The 20,497-nt window shown below is 42.7% G+C and carries 16 protein-coding genes and 2 tRNA genes; 3 read left to right on the forward strand and 15 right to left on the reverse strand.

Annotated features, from left to right (window positions below):
- The 6 genes from HMPREF9431_RS06810 to HMPREF9431_RS06835 all read right to left on the reverse strand — a co-directional run.
- A partial coding sequence (locus tag HMPREF9431_RS06810; protein ID WP_004380462.1) for an IS256 family transposase occupies positions 1–811 on the reverse strand: 811 nt, incomplete at its 3' end.
- Between the two features lie 278 nt (positions 812–1,089).
- The gene (locus HMPREF9431_RS06815; RefSeq protein WP_004380463.1) at positions 1,090–3,588 is read right to left on the reverse strand and encodes a zinc-dependent metalloprotease; all 2,499 of its coding nucleotides are present in this window, start codon (positions 3,586–3,588) and stop codon (positions 1,090–1,092) included.
- Between the two features lie 185 nt (positions 3,589–3,773).
- The gene (locus HMPREF9431_RS06820; protein ID WP_004380467.1) at positions 3,774–4,817 is read right to left on the reverse strand and encodes a virulence RhuM family protein; all 1,044 of its coding nucleotides are present in this window, start codon (positions 4,815–4,817) and stop codon (positions 3,774–3,776) included.
- Positions 4,818–4,866: 49 nt separating this feature from the next.
- Positions 4,867–7,533 carry a DNA mismatch repair protein MutS gene (mutS, locus tag HMPREF9431_RS06825; RefSeq protein WP_004380468.1) on the reverse strand — a complete coding sequence of 889 codons (2,667 nt, stop codon included), beginning with the start codon at positions 7,531–7,533 and terminating at the stop codon, positions 4,867–4,869.
- Positions 7,534–7,672: 139 nt separating this feature from the next.
- Positions 7,673–9,337, reverse strand: coding sequence for a putative transporter (locus HMPREF9431_RS06830; protein ID WP_004380470.1), 1,665 nt, complete (start codon positions 9,335–9,337; stop codon positions 7,673–7,675).
- Positions 9,338–9,341: 4 nt separating this feature from the next.
- A complete protein-coding gene (locus HMPREF9431_RS06835) occupies positions 9,342–10,160 on the reverse strand; it encodes a pyridoxamine kinase (RefSeq protein WP_004380471.1) in 819 nt (272 codons plus the stop codon).
- A gap of 259 nt (positions 10,161–10,419) precedes the next feature.
- On the opposite strand from HMPREF9431_RS06835, the gene HMPREF9431_RS06840 reads away from it, so the two are divergent.
- Positions 10,420–11,328: a PfkB family carbohydrate kinase gene (locus HMPREF9431_RS06840; protein ID WP_050795639.1), complete on the forward strand. Its 909-nt coding sequence runs from the start codon at positions 10,420–10,422 to the stop codon at positions 11,326–11,328.
- Between the two features lie 39 nt (positions 11,329–11,367).
- Here the strand turns inward: HMPREF9431_RS06840 and HMPREF9431_RS06845 are convergent, their stop codons facing one another.
- The gene (locus HMPREF9431_RS06845) at positions 11,368–12,258 is read right to left on the reverse strand and encodes a carbohydrate kinase family protein (RefSeq protein WP_004380473.1); all 891 of its coding nucleotides are present in this window, start codon (positions 12,256–12,258) and stop codon (positions 11,368–11,370) included.
- A 1,333-nt stretch (positions 12,259–13,591) separates the two neighbouring features.
- Between HMPREF9431_RS06845 and HMPREF9431_RS06855 the strand changes: the two genes are divergently transcribed.
- A complete protein-coding gene (locus HMPREF9431_RS06855; protein ID WP_004380475.1) occupies positions 13,592–14,194 on the forward strand; it encodes a DUF4254 domain-containing protein in 603 nt (200 codons plus the stop codon).
- Positions 14,195–14,247: 53 nt separating this feature from the next.
- Positions 14,248–15,315 carry a glycosyltransferase family 9 protein gene (locus HMPREF9431_RS06860; protein WP_004380476.1) on the forward strand — a complete coding sequence of 356 codons (1,068 nt, stop codon included), beginning with the start codon at positions 14,248–14,250 and terminating at the stop codon, positions 15,313–15,315.
- A 35-nt stretch (positions 15,316–15,350) separates the two neighbouring features.
- Here HMPREF9431_RS06860 and HMPREF9431_RS06865 read toward each other — a convergent pair.
- The 8 genes from HMPREF9431_RS06865 to HMPREF9431_RS06895 all read right to left on the reverse strand — a co-directional run bounded on the left by HMPREF9431_RS06865 (position 15,351) and on the right by HMPREF9431_RS06895 (position 20,459).
- Positions 15,351–15,421 (reverse strand) — tRNA-Gln (locus tag HMPREF9431_RS06865).
- Positions 15,422–15,506: 85 nt separating this feature from the next.
- Complete coding sequence (locus tag HMPREF9431_RS06870) at positions 15,507–16,259, reverse strand: SIMPL domain-containing protein (protein WP_004380477.1); 753 nt, start codon at positions 16,257–16,259, stop codon at positions 15,507–15,509.
- A 212-nt stretch (positions 16,260–16,471) separates the two neighbouring features.
- Positions 16,472–16,542 (reverse strand) — tRNA-Gln (locus HMPREF9431_RS06875).
- A 76-nt stretch (positions 16,543–16,618) separates the two neighbouring features.
- Positions 16,619–17,920, reverse strand: coding sequence for a tyrosine--tRNA ligase (gene tyrS, locus HMPREF9431_RS06880; protein ID WP_004380478.1), 1,302 nt, complete (start codon positions 17,918–17,920; stop codon positions 16,619–16,621).
- A gap of 89 nt (positions 17,921–18,009) precedes the next feature.
- Positions 18,010–18,261, reverse strand: coding sequence for a membrane protein insertion efficiency factor YidD (gene yidD, locus HMPREF9431_RS12375; RefSeq protein ID WP_004380479.1), 252 nt, complete (start codon positions 18,259–18,261; stop codon positions 18,010–18,012).
- Positions 18,258–18,662, reverse strand: coding sequence for a ribonuclease P protein component (gene rnpA, locus HMPREF9431_RS06885; protein ID WP_004380480.1), 405 nt, complete (start codon positions 18,660–18,662; stop codon positions 18,258–18,260). The genes yidD and rnpA overlap by 4 nt, the downstream gene beginning before the upstream one ends.
- Positions 18,663–18,685: 23 nt before the next feature.
- Positions 18,686–19,432 carry a uroporphyrinogen-III synthase gene (locus HMPREF9431_RS06890; protein ID WP_004380481.1) on the reverse strand — a complete coding sequence of 249 codons (747 nt, stop codon included), beginning with the start codon at positions 19,430–19,432 and terminating at the stop codon, positions 18,686–18,688.
- A gap of 7 nt (positions 19,433–19,439) precedes the next feature.
- Positions 19,440–20,459, reverse strand: coding sequence for a DUF4271 domain-containing protein (locus tag HMPREF9431_RS06895; RefSeq protein WP_004380482.1), 1,020 nt, complete (start codon positions 20,457–20,459; stop codon positions 19,440–19,442).
- Between the last annotated feature and the right edge of the window lie 38 nt (positions 20,460–20,497).

Consider the following 20,497-nt stretch of genomic DNA (forward strand, 5'->3'; position numbering starts at 1 on the left):
TGAATACTTCATTGAGTTCTTGATTAACTATGGGTTTGTCTTTATGTGAGACACTGTTTAATATCTGCCGTTTGACATGGGCAACACAAAATTGATGGGCTGCTTGCGGAAAAGCCGAACATACGGCGTTTTCAATGCCTTGAAGGGCATCAGATATCACTAAATCAATCTGCTCAACCCCTCGCTCTTTCAAACTGTTAAGCACTTCTTTCCAGCATAATGCACCTTCGGTTGGATAATTGACAATGGTAAGCACTTCCCGACTTCCGTCCTCCAACACGCCCAGTATGGTATAGTAGGCTTCCTTGGATACTTGCTGATCCCTTCGGGTAGCGATAAAGGTGGCATCAATATAGATAGCCAGATAGTGGGCTGAGAGTCGACGATTGAGCCATGCTTCAACGTCTTCCCGACAACTGTTGGCCAAGTAAGAGATTTGCTGTTTGCTATAAGCCCGACCATAAACCGTTTCTATCACCTCACTAATCTGCTCGGTGGTGAGTCCCTTGGTATAAAGTTGATAAACCAAGGCGGCACGCTCTTCACATTCGCTACGAATAATCCCTAAAAGTACGGGATAGAAATTGCCGCTACGGCTACGTGGTATGCGCAAGACGAACGTATAGCCCTTACAATACCAACGGCGAGGACGAAAGCCATTGCATTGCTCATTCTTATTCGCTTTGACGAATAATTCGCGCTCGTGGGCCATCAAAGAATTCATAATCAACGATTGAAGTGTGACAAAACCTTCACTGCTACTTGTGTAATTCGAAATAATTTCCGAAATTTGTCCTTGTGTAAGTTCCATATTCTTGTTGTTTTTTATTACTTAATGCAAAGATAAGAATTATGGTGAGCTTACACACTTTTTTAGACACTACCAATTACCGCGCAATATGGTGCATATTATCCCATAAAACGATAGCTTTTGCGGGGGAAAAAAATTTCTTTTAGAAACGAAAAGAGAAACGATGAAAAGGTTATGAGGAATTTGTTTTACAAAAAAAGCATAGCGATGGCGAACCACAGCTATGCTTTTTCAGTCTAAAAACATTCAGATGTATCGGTAAAATGCCCCCTCAATGGCTATTCTGCCTTTTCATATTGCTTGCGAATACGCTTGATTTTGGTGAGCAAATTGCTGTAATGCAAAGCATTGATGTCGCCGCCTTGGAGTGCCTTTTGCTGCTGCATGCAATAGCTTTCCACCTTATTTAAATGTTGTAAAGCATAGAGAATGACATCGGCTTGCACAGCTTTCGCTTTCTCACCCTTCGCTACATTATCCACATTGATGAGCGTTCCCAACAGCGAAACATACTGATTTTCAACGCTACGACGGAAATTACTGTCGTGCTTATCGGCTGCATTGATGGGCTTCCACACGGCAGAAAACACATCATTGAGATAGACTTCGGTGGGATAAGGCTGCGAGGCTTTCAAACTGTTGCTAATGTTATTGTTAATCGTTGTGGACGCTAATAAGAACGACAAAAAGCCATTTGCACGATTTACTTCGGGCTCATCCATGTCAATATTCAACTTCTGTGTGACGGATTGTGGATACAACCAAGTGGGCAACTGGAACACATGCCGACCCAACCACGCCACAGCTTCTTTCTGAAGTACTGCCGGAACGATGTCGTTTTGCCGCTCAGAGGGCCAGTTATCGCTGTATTCGCCGTTGATATAGCGTTGCACATGTCCCGTATAGCGTTGGAATTGTCCCAACACTGCCCGATAAATCATGCTCAAATCATCGGTTTGTCCATCGGGTTGTGCCGTCCATTTTTCAATGTTTTGCATCACCCTTTTGAGATTCTTAATGCCATATTCGTTGGCCACCATGTTGTTATCGCCCAAATCTTCGGTCTGCGAACGCGGGTCAAGTCCACGCCCTTCGTCACCTTTGTAGCGCAAACGGTGGTCGGCTGTGAGCACCTTTGTCACCTCACTGCGCAGGGCTTGCTTCTCGGTGAACTCATCTTTAAACTCCGGACGATACTGATAACCCCATTTAATGGCCCACATATCATAGTCGTTGATGCGCGGAAAAAGTCCTTTTTCGCTGATATGATCTTCGGGTTGTGCCACATAATTGAAGCGCGCATAGTCCATGATGCTGGCCGTATGACCGTGTTTCTCTACCCAAGCCTTGTCGCGTAGCTTCTCAACGGGCGTGGAATGACTGGCCACCATGTTGTGACGTAGCCCCAGAGTGTGACCCACTTCATGACTCGAAACAAAGCGAATCAGCTCGCCCATGAGCCGCTTATCAAACTTCATTTGCTGTGCACCTTTGTCCAAAGGGCCACACTGTGTCATATACCATTTGGTCAAAAGGTTCATCACATTGTGGTACCAGCAGATGTGACTCTCCATAATTTCGCCGCTTCTTGGGTCAACAATGCGCGGACCGTATGCGTTTTCTTGCTCTGAAGGCAAATAACGCAGGAACGAATAGCGCGCATCGTCGGGACTGATGTTGCTGCCTTCGGGCACCTCTTTGCCTACAATGGCATTCTTAAATCCTGCGGCTTCAAATGCTTTGTTCCAGTCATTGATGCCCTGAATGAGATAAGGCACCCACTCTTTTGGCGTGGCAGGGTCGATATAGTAAACAATTTGCTGCTCGGGTTCGACGAGTTTGCCGCTCGCATAAGCCTTTTTATCCTTCGGAACCAAGCGATAACGCGAAACGATGGCATCGTGCTTGCTGGTTTCTCTGTCGCTGAATGTCACCAAACGCTTGTTGAAATAGCCCACACGTTCGTCGGCTAAACGCGGCTGCATGGGTGTTTCTGGCAGTTCAACAATGCTGGTGTTGAGGCTCAACGTAAGGAAACCTTTCTGCGAAGCCAACGTCCTTTCGGGATTACTTGAATAGGTTCGCAGGGTCGACACCTCGATATTGATGGGGAAAGTCTTGATGGTGTCGATAAAAGTGCGGTCGTCTTGCAAGCCACTCACCTTGAGTTGAGTGCGCGCTTGCTGCGAAAAAGCCGAAATGGTGTTGTCACTTTTGAAGAGCTTTGTCACGTTAACGAGCATCGTTTTCGTTTGCTTGTCGGTGCCAATGATATCAAATTTAAACACAATGGGGTCGATAGTCGACTTCTTTATCAATGCCGATATATTGTCTTTTGCATCGGCTTTCTGGGTATGTGCCCACGAACGCACCAACAATGTCTTGTCATCATAGCGCTCAAAATAAAGCGTATTGCTGTTTACTTCCTCACCACTCAGCTGAGGAAAACCTTCAGGAACCGACACAAAACGCGTCACAGCAAGGAATAAACGCGATAATGCTGCCTCTGGAATTTCAAAATACCAGTCCTTTTCTATGTGTCGAACGTTGAATAATCCCTGCTGAAAAGAGCCGCCTTTCTTCAGAAGTTTCTCATATTCGTCTTCTTTTTTCTCGACCTTTTTAGCATCTTTTGCGTCAGGTTTCAATTTTGTTGAATCGGCATTTTGTTTCACTTCTGTCGAATCTTTCACGTGCTTCACCGGAAAAAACGGTGTTGCGAATGTCACGGTTGCCGGCAAAACCAGCAACGATAGTGTGGCAATGATTTGCTTCATAGGTTATGAATATATTTAAAATTAAATGACTATATACATTTTATACTTCTTTATATAGATTGAAAAAGAACTGATAATGCTTTCTTTATCGCATATTATTGATATTAAAATCTTTTCTATTTGACTTGAAGTTAAAGTCTTTTGCTTGTTTAAATGACAGATTGAATGTGGAAAAATATTTTTGTTTAACCATTTCTTTCTTCTGTTGGTAGCCCATTGTGGCTTGCTTCTATCAATCGATTGAAATCAGATTCATATTCTCTATCTTGAATAACTCTAAATTTATCATACTCTGTTTCTGCAAAATGCTTGGCAATATCTGCCTTAACTTTTCCCGCATTTGTAAGCACAGGATATTCATTAAAGTTAAGAAACATCTCAAGACGCTTGGCCCAGTCCGCCATCTTATATTCTCCTTTGCCCTTTTCTGCCAAATGTTCAGCGTAATCAAGAAACATATTAACAAGACGATTGAGACTCTTTATTTCATCTTCTGATAGATAATTCTTTGCTTTAATCACATCAGACTTATAGATTTTCCCTCCTTTTTTCTGACTTTTCCAATTTGTCAAACCCATATATGGCTTGGAAGAATCAGCACGTTCGCATAATATTTCTGCCGCAGTATGCTGGTGAATTGCATAATGAAACTTATTTTGTATCGCAGCATAAAATTTGCGAGATATGAGAGATTTAGGGTCATAGTCTATGCTACAATCCTTAAATATGTCTGTGATTTTATCATAGAACATTCGTTCAGAAGCCCTTATCTCCTGAATTCGTTCTACAAGTTCTTTGAAAAAGTCTTTCCCAAATAGATGATTACCTTGCTTTAACCTTTCATCATCTAATGCAAACCCTTTGATAAGATACTCCTTTAATATAGATGTTGCCCAAATACGGAATTGAGTTGCGCGGAAACTATTAACACGATAGCCAACGGCAATAATAGCATCAAGATTATATATTGATGTTAAATAGCGCTTACCATCACTTGCAGTTATCCAATTTTTTTGGATAACTGCTTCTTCAATCAGCTCTTTACTTTGGAAAATAGATTTTAAATGGTAACTAATTGTACGGACATCTACCCCAAATATCTCTGACATTCCTTTCTGTGTTGTCAAAATAGTGTCATTAACGCCATCTACTATGACCTGCACTTTTATTCTCCCATCATTGGAAGAATAAAACAAAAAATCTTTTGATTGGTCTAAATTGTTGTCCATATATCAGTTGTTTATATATTAGATAGTTTCTGAATTTCAAACGAAAGATTTACGCATTCTTCCCCGTTAATATCTTCTTGATTTCATTGAGCTTATTCAATGCCTCGACAGGGGTGAGATTATTCACATCAAGCTCTAATATTTCATCACGTATTTGCGTCAAGATAGGGTCGTCTAATTGAAAGAAACTCAGCTCCATTCCTTCGCGATGTGCTGCTATTTTGGCCGTATTTGGCTTGGCAGCAGCACCCACTTCGGCATTATCTTGCTCCAATTCTTTCAACACAGTGTTGGCACGTTTCACAATAGAACGGGGCATTCCGGCAATCTCTGCCACATGAATTCCAAAGCTATGTTCACTGCCTCCACGTTGCAGTTTGCGCAAGAATATCACCTTTCCATCCACATTTTTCACACTCACATTATAGTTTTTAATGCGCGAAAAATGCTTCTCCATCTCATTCAGTTCATGATAATGCGTGGCAAAAAGCGTGCGGGCACGTGCCTTTGGCTGCTCATGAAGATACTCAACAATGGCCCATGCGATGCTAATTCCATCGTAAGTGCTCGTACCTCTGCCCAATTCATCGAAGAGAACCAAACTCCTTGGCGACACATTATTCAATATATTGGCCGCCTCAGTCATCTCAACCATGAACGTAGATTCGCCTAATGACAGGTTATCACTGGCGCCAACGCGCGTAAATATCTTGTCAACAAGACCTATTTCTGCACGCTCTGCCGGCACAAAACAGCCCACTTGCGCCATCAAAACAATGAGTGCTGTTTGCCTGAGCAACGCCGATTTACCGGCCATATTGGGCCCCGTTATCATCATAATTTGTTGCTTATCGCTGTCCAATGTCACATCGTTGGGCACATAAACCTCACCCAATGGCAACTGCGTTTCTATCACAGGATGACGTCCTTGCACAATCTTTAATACATTATCGTCATGGATAATGGGGCGAATATAATGGTTTTCGCGCGCTATTTTGGCAAAACCCAACAGCACATCTAATTGCGCTAAGAGATTGGCATCGGCCTGAATACGCGGTATATCATCTTGAACGGCCAGAATAAGTTCGTTAAAGAGCTTGGCTTCCAACGCTAAAATCTTCTCTTCTGCCCCCAGAATTTTCTCTTCATATTCCTTCAATTCGGGGGTGATATAGCGTTCGGCTTGCGCCAATGTCTGCTTTCTAATCCACGTTTCGGGCACATTTTTCTTGAATGTGTTACGCACTTCCAAATAGTAACCAAACACATTATTGAAACCAATCTTCAGGCTATTGATGCCCGTTTGCTCGGCTTCTTTCGCCTGCAATTTCAACAAATAGTCTTTGCTATTGCGACTGATGGCACGCAAATCATCCAACTCTGCATTAAAACCATCGGCTATAACATCGCCCTTATTCACCAACTGTGGCGGATCGTTCTGTATTTCTTTCTCAATTCTATCACGCACATGCTCACACAGATGCAACTGTTTTCCCATGCGCTGAATCACCGCATTGTCGGCCGAAAGACACGCTTCTTGAATGGGTTTCAACGCCGATAGCGCCCATTTCAATTGCACCATTTCGCGCGGAGTGACCCTCCCTACAGCGATTTTTGATGCAATTCGCTCCAAGTCTCCCATGCGATGGAGCTGTTCATCAACGGTAGATTGAAAATTAAGATCCTTGAAAAAATAATCCACCATATCCAATCTTTCGTCGATAGGCACCACCTCTTTTAACGGAAACACCAGCCAACGACGCAACATGCGCCCTCCCATTGGTGTCACAGTGCGGTCGATAACCGAGAGCAACGAGCGCCCTTCTTCCTGCATCGGCGCCAATAATTCCAACGAACGAATAGTAAATCGGTCCATCCGCACATATTTATCGGCCTCTAAACGCGCCAGCGATGTGATGTGATTAATGTGCGTATGTTCCGTCATTTCCAAGTATTGCAGAATGGAACCACTGGCAATAATGCCCTCTTTTAAGTGTTCAACGCCAAAGCCTTTCAGCGACTTTGTGCCGAAATGTTTCAGGAGTTTCTGTCGCGAATTCTGCTCCGTGAACACCCAATCCTCCATCTCAAACACACAGAGTTTGGTGCCAAAATAACGCTGAAAGTCGGCTCTTCGCTCACGGTTATAGAGCACTTCCTTCGGCGAAAAATTAGCCAACAGCTTCTCAACATAGTCATACGACCCCTCACCCGTGAGGAATTCGCCCGTCGAAATATCCAAGAAACTCACGCCACAAGCTGCCTTTCCAAACTGAACCGCTGCCAAAAAGTTGTTTTCTTTATTGTTCAAGATGTTGTCGCTGATGGCAATTCCAGGTGTCACCAATTCGGTAATACCGCGCTTCACCATCTTGTCGGTTTGCGAAAGTCCTTTCTTTCCTTTAATTTCCTCGCGCTTTTTCTTAGGGTCTTCCAACTGATCGCAGATGGCAACCCGCTTACCTGCCCGAATCAATTTCGGCAGATAGGTGTCTAAAGCATGATGGGGAAAGCCCGCCATCTCTATAGAATTTTCGGCACTGTTGTTGCGTTTGGTGAGCGTGATGCCCAAAATGCCCGCAGCAACCACGGCATCTTCGCCGTATGTCTCATAGAAATCGCCACAACGAAACAACATGAGGGCATCGGGATGCTTTGCCTTCATTGAGAAAAATTGCTTCATCATGGGCGTAAGCCCTTTATCTTGTATTGCCATATTGATGTGCTATTGTTTTAAAAAGTGTGCGATATTGCCCTGAAAAATGCACTATATTGCTGTGCAAAGTAGGCCGTATTGTTGACTAAAAAGGCCCACTTTTCTATACGAATACTAACTCCTTGTGGGACAAGCTCTTTCAAGAAGCTACAAACATAATCAGCACCTGGGCGATGATGACCCGCAAAAACATGCCCAAAGGATAAACCGAAGCATAGCTAATGCTGGGCGAATCGCCTTGAATCGTGTCGTTGGCATAGCCCAAAGCCATGGGGTTGGCCATGCTTCCACAAAGAATGCCACAGAGTGTTCCGAAGTCAAACTTGCGCAGACGCAAAGCTATCAACCCCACAACAAGCAGTGGAACGACTGTAACCAAGAAGCCTACGCCCACCCATATCAAACCTTGTGGTTGCACAACCGTGCTGAAAAAATGCTTACCGGCATCCAAACCCAAGCACGCTAAATACAGACTTAGTCCCAATTTGCGCAGCATGAGTGAAGCCGAAACTGTGGTATAGGAATTGAGTTTGAGCTTAGGTCCGAGTGCACCTACGATAATTCCCATAATAATAGGCCCACCGGCAATGCCCAATCGCACAGAACTTTCCATGCCGGGTAATTGAATTGGAATGATTCCTATAGCCAAACCCACGATAATTCCGATAAAGATGCTGCCGATATTGGGTTCATTCAACACGCGAATAGAGTTGCCAAAATAACTCTCTACGTGGTTAATATCCTCATGTTGTCCCACCACAGTGATGCGATCTCCATACTGAAGTCTGAGGTCACGCGTTGCTAAAAGTTTCAAATCTCCGCGGATAACGCGCGACACATTCACATTATAAGAGTTGCGAAGATGCAGATCTCCGAGACGTTTTCCATTGAGTTCACCCCGCGTAAGCACTAAAATTCGGCTCTCTAACTGTGTGTCAATGTGGTTCCAATCAATAGCATCTTTATTCCAATCTTTATTCACCCGCCTACCGAAAAGCATTTCCATTGCAGGTTCATCCTCACGATTGGTCACCACTAAAAGGCTGTCATTGGGCTCTAAAACGGTGTCGCCTGTGGGCAAAATCACCTGACTATTGCGCCAAATGCGAGAGATAATGAACTTTAAATGCGTCATGTGTGAGATGTCAGCAATACGCTTATGCCCCACAGCGGGGTTCACTACTTCAAACTGTGCAATATAAGTGTGGTCGTGATTGTCGTTGCTTTGGGGTGTTAAATGCTCGGGCTTTACACAGTATTTGCGCAAAACAACCATCACAATAATCACACCCAATACACCCAAAGGATAGGTAACTGCGGTGGCAAGTGCCACGGTTCCACTGGGCAATCCCACATGTTCTAAGGCTTGAGTTGCAGCACCTAAGGCAGGAGTATTGGTGGTTGCACCACACAAAATGCCCACCATATTGGGCAAGTTAATGCCGGTTAACGGAATAAGCAACAAGGAAAAGAGCGTTCCTGCAATAATAATAATGAGGCTCCAAACGTTTTGTTGCATCCCTTCATGCCGTAAAGATCCAAAGAAGTTGGGACCAACATGCAACCCTAAACAATAGACAAACATCGACAATCCAAAGGTTTCCACATAATCAAGCACCACCGAATCGACGCTAAACCCCATGTGACCCGCCAGAATTCCAACGAAGAATACGAAGGAAATGCCCAACGAAACGCCCATGATTTTGATTTTTCCAAAAGCCAAACCACCGGCAATGATGAGCGAAATAACCACAATGGTTTGAATGGAAGAGTGTATATTGAAAAGGTTGTTTAACCAGTCCATAACGCTAAAGTATGCTTAAATATTGTTCAAGAGGAATACCTCGCTTCTTATCTTCATTGTTTTTATTGGCTTCTATGAGCCGATAAACGCCCGACATAGCCTTAGCTGTGGCCAACTTCAGGGGCATATCGTTGAGTAAATGACTGATGAGAATGGCCGAAAAGATGTCGCCTGTGCCCGGAAAATGCACGGGCACTTCTTCGTAACTCAACATAAAATGCTCGTCATGTGCAGCATCATAGCCCACGACAGCAGGCGTTTCATTCACTTTTATACTTGTGATAACGGCCGATTTTGAACCCATCTCGCACAATTTATCCACCAGTTCATAGGCTGTTTTCAAGTCAACTCCACCTGCATCATACGGGTGATTGGTGAGATAACAGGCCTCGGTATAGTTGGGATAGCATAGATGTGCCACTGCAATGAGTTTGCGCATGTGGTCGATAGTGGCAGGACTGATGCCATTATAGAGCTTTCCTTCATCGCCCATAATAGGGTCAACATAAATCGTTGTGCCCTGCATGGCCTGTAATTGGCAATAGTTTGAGATGAGTAAAGCTTGCTCTTCGCTCACAATAAAGCCGGTAGCAATGGCATCAAAATGAAAGCCTAAAGCCTTCCAAACGGGGAAAACTCCTTTGATATATGCCGTGGTATCCAAGATATTGAATTGCCCATAGTCGAGCGTATTGGATACTAATGCTGTGGGAAGATTATAAGTTGGATGACCAAAATACGACAGAATGGGAAGCATTGCCGCAGTAGCTACCTTGCCATAACCTGCCATGTCGTTAATCAAAAGAATTTGCTTCTTACTCATTACCTTGCTCTTTGAATAGGCAAAGGTACTAAAAAGTTAAGATAACCAACGGACAATATACAATTTATTATGTATCTTTAGGGGTTTAATGCCAAAATATCATTTCATGATTTGCGAAAACAAAAAATATAATATTTGTTTTCTTATTACGCTTTTTTTTATATCTTTGCAAACATACCTATCGTAGGATGCAAATGGTTTTACGCGAATGATGCTGCATTTGCAAAGCGATTGATGAATGGAATGGCAGACAGTAACGATGAATAAAATATGTTGTATCGGGCATATTACCCGAGATCGGATCATCACTCCACAACAAACCATCGACATGGCAGGTGGAACTTCTTTCTATATGGCGCATGGTATGCACCATCTTTCGCCCGATTTTCCCTTTCAATTGGTTACAAAAATAGGGCAAGAATCGCAGGAAGAAGTCGACCGTTTGCGCCAAATGAATATCAATGTGCTCAGCTATTCGAGTCGGCATAGCGTATTTTTTGAGAACCATTATGGCCTTGATTCCGACCAACGTACACAGCGTGTATTGGCCAAAGCCGACCCTTTTACGATAGAAGAGATGAAACCTTTGCAAGCCGAAGTATTTCATTTAGGTTCGCTTTTAGCAGATGATTTTTCGCCGGAAATCGTGAAATATCTCTCGCAGAAAGGACGCATTTCGATTGATGTACAAGGCTATTTGCGCGAAGTGCGTGGCGAAAAGGTGTATGCTGTGGACTGGAAAGACATGGATGCCGTGCTTCCTTATGTTGATATGATGAAGCTTAACGAGCACGAAATGCGTGCCATTATGCAACTAAACAATCCGAAAACCGTAGCCGAGAAGTTGGCTTCTTATGGCATTCGCGAAGTCATCATCACCTTAGGCAGCTATGGTAGCCTCATTTATGCCGACAAAACATACTACGAAATCCCAGCCTATCCCCCGCAAAAGATTGTCGATGCCACGGGATGTGGCGACACTTATTCCACCGGTTACCTCTACATGCGTAGCCAAGGTGCTACCTTTCAAGAGGCAGGTCGGTTTGCTTCGGCCATGTGTACCTTGAAATTAGAACATAATGGACCCTTTGAAGGGAGCTTAAATGATATTGAAACACTTATAAAAAATACGGACAGATTATCACAACCTGCCCGCATTCGGTTCTAAAAAATAATCTTTTAACAGAAAAAACTTACCAGAATTGATTTATTTTTGTACTAATTTCTCCGTAAATTGCTTAGGCAAAGTGGGCGTAGCACCATTTTTTGTGCACACATAAGCGCTCACTTCGACAGCAAACTGATGGGCCTTCTCAATGGTTTCACCTGAAAGAATGGCGGCAGTAAAGGCTGCTGTAAAGCTATCTCCCGCACCAACTGTGTCAACAACATCAACCGTTGGTGTCTCAACGAATGATTTAGCAGCCGGCGCAAACACGTAACTTCCATTCACACCACAGGTTAAAATCAACATTTTCAGGTTGTATTTACCCAAGATAAGCCAACACTTATCCTCTATATCCAAGCCGGGATACCCAAAAAGACGACCGATAGTAATGAGCTCTTCATCGTTAATCTTCAGAACATCACATGCTTGTAATGATTCTTTGATAATTTCTTTGGTGTAAAAAGTCTGCCGAAGATTGATATCAAAAATCTTCAAACACTCTTTACCTGTCGTCGAAAGAAACTGCTGAATGGTGGCTCTCGACACGTCATTGCGCTGTGCCAATGTGCCGAAACACACTGCACAAGCCCGTTTTGCAGCTGCTTCTATCTCGGGTGTAAAGGGAATATTATCCCAAGCCACATTCTCCTTAATATTGTAAGTGGGCACACCTTCGTCATCAAGTTCCACCTGTACGGTGCCCGTTGGATAGGGAACAATGGGCATTTCATATTCCAATTCTGCGGCATCGAGTTCTTTTCGCGTCTGATCGCCCAACACATCATTTCCCAATGCACTGATGGCCATCGCGTCAAAACCAAACTGATGGGTGTGAAAAGCAAAGTTAGAAGGTGCTCCTCCCAGCTTAGCTCCTTCGGGAAGTATATCCCAAAGCGCCTCACCAATGCCTACAATCAATCTCTTTTCCATAGACTTTGTACTTTTTTAAAGTTTGTATTTGTTTTTATTCTACTTTCTTTTTCTATTTAAAATACGTCTATTCATGCAGCAAACCCACTCAAAAAGAGGCAACAATCCCTACTTTATTACATGCGTTTCAATAGGTTTCAGAAGAACAGCAACTCACATTTTTCCACCCTATTTTTTTTCTCTGCGGAATGAAAAATGCAGCATCGCCGCTTCATACATTTTGTTTTGCTTTTCAAGAATGTGCTGAATGACTTGCACAAAGATAATAGAAAAAATCTAAGAATGTACTCATTAGAACCCAACATTTTTAAGATTTCACAAAATTTTATGGATGGGAGTTCCTAAATCTACCACCAGTCAATGTGCGTATGAAGCGTTTACTCGAATGTATAAAACGCCATTATTTCCCAACACATGAGCGACGAAAAAAGAGGATATAGATGGCATATTTTCTTCCATAGAAAAGCATAAATGAAGAAAATATTGTAAAAAAATTTGATTAAAAAGTAAGTCCTTCAAAAACAATGAAATAGCCATTAAAATCTCAAACATAACCCTTTATACCCGCTTTTCATTTGCTTTCGGGATTGATTTCTATGAGATGGCGTGATAAAGTGGGCCACTTTACAAACAAAACACAGCGACTTTATGCCTTATTTTACAAGTAAAATAAACGATTATCGTGCCCAAAATATCGCTTTTTTTACACTTTTTATGCGAAAAATATGCCTTCGAAAATGTAACGATTTGATAATGAAAGAATTAGTAAAACGCATCATACGTAGCGTATTTCTGCTCACTTGCTTTTTCTTTTCAGATACAAGAATCTGGCGAAGGCATTTGTAAAATAAAACGATGTACTATAAAATGATGTTTTCAACGCCACTTCTTTTTATTTTTCTCTATATTTTAAAAAAGAAAAAGATAAGAATAAAAAGAATGATTGTGGATATGTGGATAAAAAAAGGGTACTTATTTTATGCTTTGCGTATCCACCTTTCCAAGGTTTTTATCCACTCGCTTTTTGATATCTTCAACTTGATTTTAAATGAGATAGTTGTTTTTTCCACAAATTTTTGAAAGATGGGAAAGGCGAATGTGTACATAAAAATGAAGCAAACAGCAGTGTGGATTTTGAAAGGATAAACGGAGTATTGAGGTGTGGAAATCCACTTTTTGTGTAAACGAATAGGCAGGTTGTGGATTGTGTGCTGCTTTTAGCACATGTTATCATGGCCTTTTCCACAGGTTTATCCACACATATTGTGCATAAATATTGGTGGGTTAAGAAAAAAGAATTACTTTTGTGAGGAACCAATCAATAGAAAATCGTATGTCATTTACCAAACATTGCAATGAAATTTTTAATCGTGCGATTCATGATTATCATGTAAACGACGATATTGATGCACCGATTCAGAACCCGTTTGAGAAAGGAAGCATCGAAAACCGATTGTATTTGAAATGCTGGATTGACACGGTGCAGTGGCATTTTGAAGACATTATCCGTGATCCTCACATCGACCCTGTTGCAGCATTGGCATTGAAACGCAGGATAGATAAAAGCAATCAGGAGCGCACTGACTTGGTGGAACAGATTGATTCTTACTTTAGAACGCGCTATAAAGCGGTGCATGTGCTGGACAATGCGCGATTGAACACCGAAAGTCCTGCGTGGGCTATTGACCGATTAAGCATTTTAGCGTTGAAAATTTATCACATGAAAGAGGAGACTTTACGAAAGGATGCTACCCCGGAACATGTTGCAAAATGCGAAGCTAAATTGCAAATTCTGCTCGAACAGCAAAAAGATTTGAGTTTGGCAATTGATCAGTTACTGGCAGATATTGCTGCAGGAAAAATCTATATGAAGGTGTATCGGCAGATGAAAATGTATAATGATGCCGACACCAACCCTGTGCTTTATAAGAAATAGTGTTGTAACAGCATTGTAAGCCATCAACCATCATGTTTTAATTTTTTCTTTCCATGGAACATCTTTTAATCATACGGTTCTCGGCAATGGGCGATGTTGCGATGACAGTGCCTATTATTTCGGCCTTGGCAAAGCAGTATCCCAAACTGCATATCACGGTGTTGAGCAGGCCTTTTGCAGGTGCTTTCTTCAAAGGTTTAGCGCCTAACGTGAGTTTTATGGGTGCCGATTTGAAGCATGAGTATAAGGGTTTGTTGGGATTGCGCAAGCTTTCGAAACGTCTTCAAGCCAAACAATTCTCGGGAGTGGCTGATTTTCATGATGTACTTCGGTCTAAATTGTTGCGCTATCGCTTTTGGTTAAGTGGTGTTCCCGTTGCTTCTATCAATAAACATCGGCATGAACGGCAGCAGCTTACCGCACGTGAACAGAAGGTTTTAAAGCCGCTTCCTACATCATTTGATAACTATGCTGAGGTGTTAAAGCAGTTGGGTTATCCTATAAAATATGATTTTATGTCGCTGTTTCCGTCAGAAGGTGGCGACTTTTCAGTGCTGCTTTCGCGCATCGAAGCAAAGGAAGAGGGCGAGAAGTGGATTGGTGTTGCTCCTTTTGCGGCACACAAAGGAAAGATGTATCCCTGGGAAAAGATGCAGCATGTGATAGAGAAATTGATAGCAGATGATGCACATGTGCGGATATTCTTGTTTGGTGGGGGTGAAGATGAGTTGCGAAAATTAGATGAATTTGCAGCGCGTGTTCCTGAAGTTACGAATGCTTCGCGCTTGTTAAACGAGCTGAAGGAAGAGCTTATCCTGATGAGTCATTTAGATGTTATGGTGAGTATGGATAGCGGCAACATGCACTTTGCTTCGTTAGTGGGCACGCCTGTGGTGAGCATTTGGGGTGCAACCCATCCTTATGCAGGCTTTATGGGGTGGCATCAGCGCATGGAAAATGCGGTTCAAATGGATTTATCGTGCCGTCCTTGCAGCATTTTTGGAAACAAACCATGCTTTCGTGGCGATTACGCGTGTATGAATTTGTTGGATGAAGCGACAATCATTGGACGTGTAAAGGCAGTGATAGAAGAAAGAAAGGCGCATAAAAAAAGCCGTTAAACATCGCAGAACGACGCTTAACGGCTGTTAGAATGTTGTCCCAGGCGGACTCGAACCACCGCTGACAGAACCAAAAACTGTAGTGCTACCATTACACCATAGGACAAGCAATGAAAAGCTTTGCAAAGGTAACGCTTTTTTATGCGCTTACCAAATATTTGTAAATGTTTCTATAAACGTGGTTTTCTCTCTTAGCGTGGCGTGTAAACTGCACGAATAGTGATGCTGGCTTTCTTTTCTTTGTCGGTGGTATTGAAGGTTCCTCCCCAGCTATAATCTTCACTACTGTCAAGACCTACGATTTGAAAAACGCCCATAGACGACGATTGTAACGCGCCAACTTTGGCATTACATCCCTCTGCTATGGTCTCAGCTCGCTTGTAAGCGTCGAGACTTGCGTTGTGGAGTAATTCCATTTTGAGGTCGTTTAAACGGGTATAGTAGTAGAGCGGGTCGTTGCTACTGAAGTTAATTCCGCGGCTATAAAGTGCAGAAATCTTTTGATAAACGCGCTCTACGGTGTTTAAATCGTGCGAACTAACCGATACATTCTGCGTAACGCGGTAGCCATTATCAACTTCTATATAGCGTTCTGACTGCGAATCATAGAAACTTTTGGTCAGTTTTTCGATGCTAACGCTATTGGTTGTGATGGCCGAATCGGGGATGTTATTGGCGCTGAGATATTGTTTGATGGCGCGACTTGAGTGATTAAACTCTTGATAAGCTTCGCCTCGGCTACTCGCTTCGCCGTTAACTGTGATGTTCCAAACGATAAGATCGCTCGTAATTTGCTTTTCGGCCATGCCCGTAACCTGTATTTTATTTGTGCCTTTTCTGAAGTATTGGAGACCATTGCTCAGTTGATGACAGCACATAATAGCGGCAATACCTGCTACAATTACAATACAAATTTTGATGATTTCTTTTTGATCGATTTTCATTTTTGATATGAATGAGGGGTTATACGATGGATTATATGGAGCAAAACTAAAGAAAATTAAAGAATAATAAGATAAGATGGTTTGTATTTTTTATATTATTTAGTGCTCGTTTCACTTTATTATGGGAGATGAAGCGCTATGAAATGGGTAATGAATGATACGAAAAATGCCTTGAAAGCATTTCACTTTCAAGGCAAATCTCTAAATGAACGTTGTCCCAGGCGGACTCGAACCACCGCTGACAGAACCAAAAACTGTAGTGCTACCATTACACCATAGGACAAAACGATGAGTGAATTCAAGACGAATTCGGCTGCGAAGGTAATAGTTTTTTTAGCTACTACCAAATTTTTTTGCGATTACTTAACGCTTAACAGGTAATAATTTTTCTTGCCACGCTGCACCAATAAGTACTTACCATCGATGAGATCATCGGCAGAAATGATGCGGTCGAAGGTCTCAAGTTTCTCTTTATTCAAGCTCACGCCACCGCCTTTAACGAGCTTTCTCATTTCACTTTTGCTGGGAAAGATGTCCATTCCGTCTTGATTGAGGAGGTCAATGGCCGGCAATCCCAACTGGTTGCGGTCGATTTCATAATGGGGTACGTCTTTAAAGACATCGTTAAGGGTGGCTTCATCGAGCTGTTCGAGGCTCTCTTTTGTTGCTTTTCCGAAGAGAATGTTGCTGGCAGCAATGGCCATTTCAAGGTCTTCTTTGGAATGAACCATGGTGGTTACTTCCTCAGCTAAGCGCTTTTGCAGCACTCTTCTGCCTGGATCTTGTGCGTGTTCTGCTACCAAAGCATCGATCGTTTCTTTGTCAAGATCGGTGAATATCTTGATATAACGTTCGGCATCGCTATCACTAACGTTGAGCCAGAATTGGTAAAAGGCGTAGGGAGTGGTGCGGTTTCTGTCCAACCAAATATTGCCTTGTTCGGTCTTTCCAAACTTTTTGCCATCTGCTTTGGTAATTAATGGACAGGTAAGGCAATAGGCTTCGGCATCATTTCCTAAGGTTCTGCGGATTAATTCAGTACCCGTTGTCATGTTACCCCACTGGTCATTACCCCCTAATTGCAGCCTAACTCCGTAGTGTTGGTATTGATAAAGGAAGTCATATCCCTGTAAAAGTTGGTAGGTAAATTCAGTGAATGACAAGCCATCTCGTGCCTCTCCATTGAGTCGTTTCTGCACAGATTCTTTCGCCATCATGTAGTTAACGGTGATGTGTTTGCCCACTTCTCGGGCGAAATCGAGGAAAGAAAAGTCCTTCATCCAGTCGTAATTATTGACCATTTCAGCCTTATTTGGCTCTTCACTATCAAAGGAAAGGAACCTTGATACCTGCTTCTTTATGGCCTCTTGGTTATGATAAAGCGTGGCGGAATCGAGCAAATTGCGCTCCTGATTCTTGCCGGATGGGTCGCCAATCATGCCCGTAGCGCCACCAATAAGCAAATAGGGTTTGTGACCACAACGCTGCAAATGGCGCAACATCATGATGCCACAAAGGTGGCCAATGTGTAGTGAATCGGCAGTAGGATCAGTGCCTAAATAAGCTGAAACCCTATTCTTTTGTAGGTATTCTTCTGTGCCTGGCATGATTTGTGCAAGCATTCCACGCCATTTTAACTCTTCAACAAAATTCTTTATCATAGTGCTTTATTTCTTTATGGTGTGGCAAATCGCCGATAGTCGATGCCACATGGGTTATGTTTCTGTTATCTATTTGCAGTGAAAATGGATTAAGGGACGGGGTCATAGCCGCTTCCTCCCCAAGGATTGCATCTGAGAATGCGCCATATAGCCAATGCCAATCCCTTGAAAGGACCATGTTTAAGCAGTGCTTGTCGGGCGTATTCAGAGCACGAAGGCGTAAATCTACACGATGGAGGAGTTAGGGGTGAGATGCAATATTGATAGAAAAGGATGGGCAGAAGCAATATCTTTACCAATATTTGCATGATGAAGTGGGCTATGATTCGGATTACTTTCATAGCTTTTCACTTATTCGTTGTAACAAATTTTTCATTTTTTCGGCCACCTCTTTCGTAGGATATAGTGCGGCATCAAGCCATACAAAGGCTATGAGGACGCTTTTATTTTCGGGCACTTGCGCCGTAAGTAGGTGACGATTGCAGCGATAAGCTTCTCTCATTTGCCGTTTCACTCGGTTGCGTTTCACGGCCCTTTTGAAGCATTTTTTCGGCACACTCATCAGCACTTGCGCCTTTGGAAGTTCATCATCACCCCCCTCTTGCGTTTCAAAACGATAGATTACACGGATGGGATAGGCCGACATCGCATGGCTTTCTCTGCCATTAAAGAGCCTATCCATGAGCTTTTTACTGCAAATGCGCTCTTGTTTTGGGAAACTGTTCGAGGGCTTTTCGACCATCGTCAATTCCTTTTCAGGAAGTTTTAGGGTTGATTTTCGAGATAATTTTTCAGTGCAGCAGTCATCGAAGGATGCTCTTTCGAGGGTGCAACCAAATCAATTCTCAAGCCTTGTGCTTCCACTTCTTTGGCTGTTGCAGGCCCAAATGCAGCAATTTTAATATCACCTTGCTTGAAATCGGGGAAGTTTTGTTTGAGTGCTTTTACGCCTGTTGGGCTGAAAAACACCACCATATCATAATCGAATTTCTTTTTTTCGGCTTCCGAAAAGTCGTTGCTTACGGTGCTATACATCACACATTCATCGTGTTTCAGCTTCTTTGCATCGAGCAAATTCTTAATATCATCGTTGTGAACACTGCTTTGTGGCACCAAATAGCGTTCTTGTTTATGCTTTTGCATTAAAGGAATCAAGCCCTCAATCTTTCCACTTGTGCCGAAGAAGACTTTGCGTTTGCGATATTGAACATATTTTTGAATGTATAAAGCAATGGTCTCTATCAGGCAAAAATATTTCATGTCCTCAGGAATTGTGATGCGCATTTCTTTCGCAAGTTTGAAGTAATTGTCGATAGCATGGCGCGAAGTGAAGACAACAGCCGTATAATTTAAGAGATTAATCTTTTGCTGTTTGAATTCTTTTGTAGTGATACCTTCAACCTTAAAGAATGGGCGAAACACCATTTCTATATTATGTTCTTTTGCGATGTCATAATAAGGTGATTTATCGCTTGCAGGCTTTGGCTGAGAAACCAGTATCTTTTTAATCATCGATGTCTTAAAAATTTATTTTCAAAAAACTACTTATCATCACCAAAAATCCCCATAATCCTATGAGAGGCATGGTTTCAAGGGCACAAAAGTACAAAATATTTTGCAGAAAATTACCATTCTGTTTGAAAAAGATGAGGTAGGTCTTGTAGAATGATAGCAATTTGCCTAACGCAATTATGGATAACGTATAGGACATGGCATATTCTAATTGGAAATCAAAATAAGTGACCAATAGAATTGCAGGATAAATGAGAAGTCCTTCAACCGATGTGAGAACGAGATAGGATTTCAGCCATTGTTGATTTTTTTTCTTATCAAAAAAGGTTGCATTCACCAAGCTATAAAGTGGTATTTTCAGGATGAAATAGGCGAAGATGACTGCTGCAAAACAACCAATCACTTGATATTGTTCAACGATAAACGTGTCGCTTACGGTTGCTTTTATATAGAGAAAATAGAGCAAAGCCAGTTGCAGACTCGTTTGAAGCATCAGGAAAAACTGCAAACGCAGTTCGCTTGCCGTCTCGGATATTTCGGTTGTTCCGGCGCGTTGAATATGAAAAAAATTCTTTGTTTGCCGTGTAATAAAGTCTTTTGAGCGTGTGAATGCAATGGCTCCAAGCATAAAACAACCGATTAAAATGCTTGTCACCACGTTGTCACCCGCCAGCGTATAGGGGATAGGATCGCCCGCAAAGCCAATTCTTCCACCCGGTTGTTCGGGGTGAAAGAGCGGCGATTGCGAGAAAAACGACTCCTTATAGTATTTCGGGAGCGTCACATCGCGCCAGCTTTTCCCAGGCGATTGTCCGGGCAGATGCAGGGTATCGGGGCGGTTGCTCCAGGTGATTTCCGAAGGTTTAATCTGTGCCTGAATGGCAGAATCTTGCTGTTCGGGCGTAGCATCCTTCGGCAATTTGCTCAAAACCTGTGCAGGTGTCAACGGTTGTTGTGCCTTGATCACTTGCTGAAGGCCGTCAATGCCGGCTTCGTTTCGTGCAATGGAGTCCTCTATTTGCCTCATTTTGTGGTGCGAGAGGGTGGATAGTCGTGCCCATCCAC

The organism is Segatella oulorum F0390, from assembly GCF_000224615.1.
GTDB classification, from domain to species: Bacteria; Bacteroidota; Bacteroidia; order Bacteroidales; family Bacteroidaceae; genus Prevotella; species Prevotella oulorum.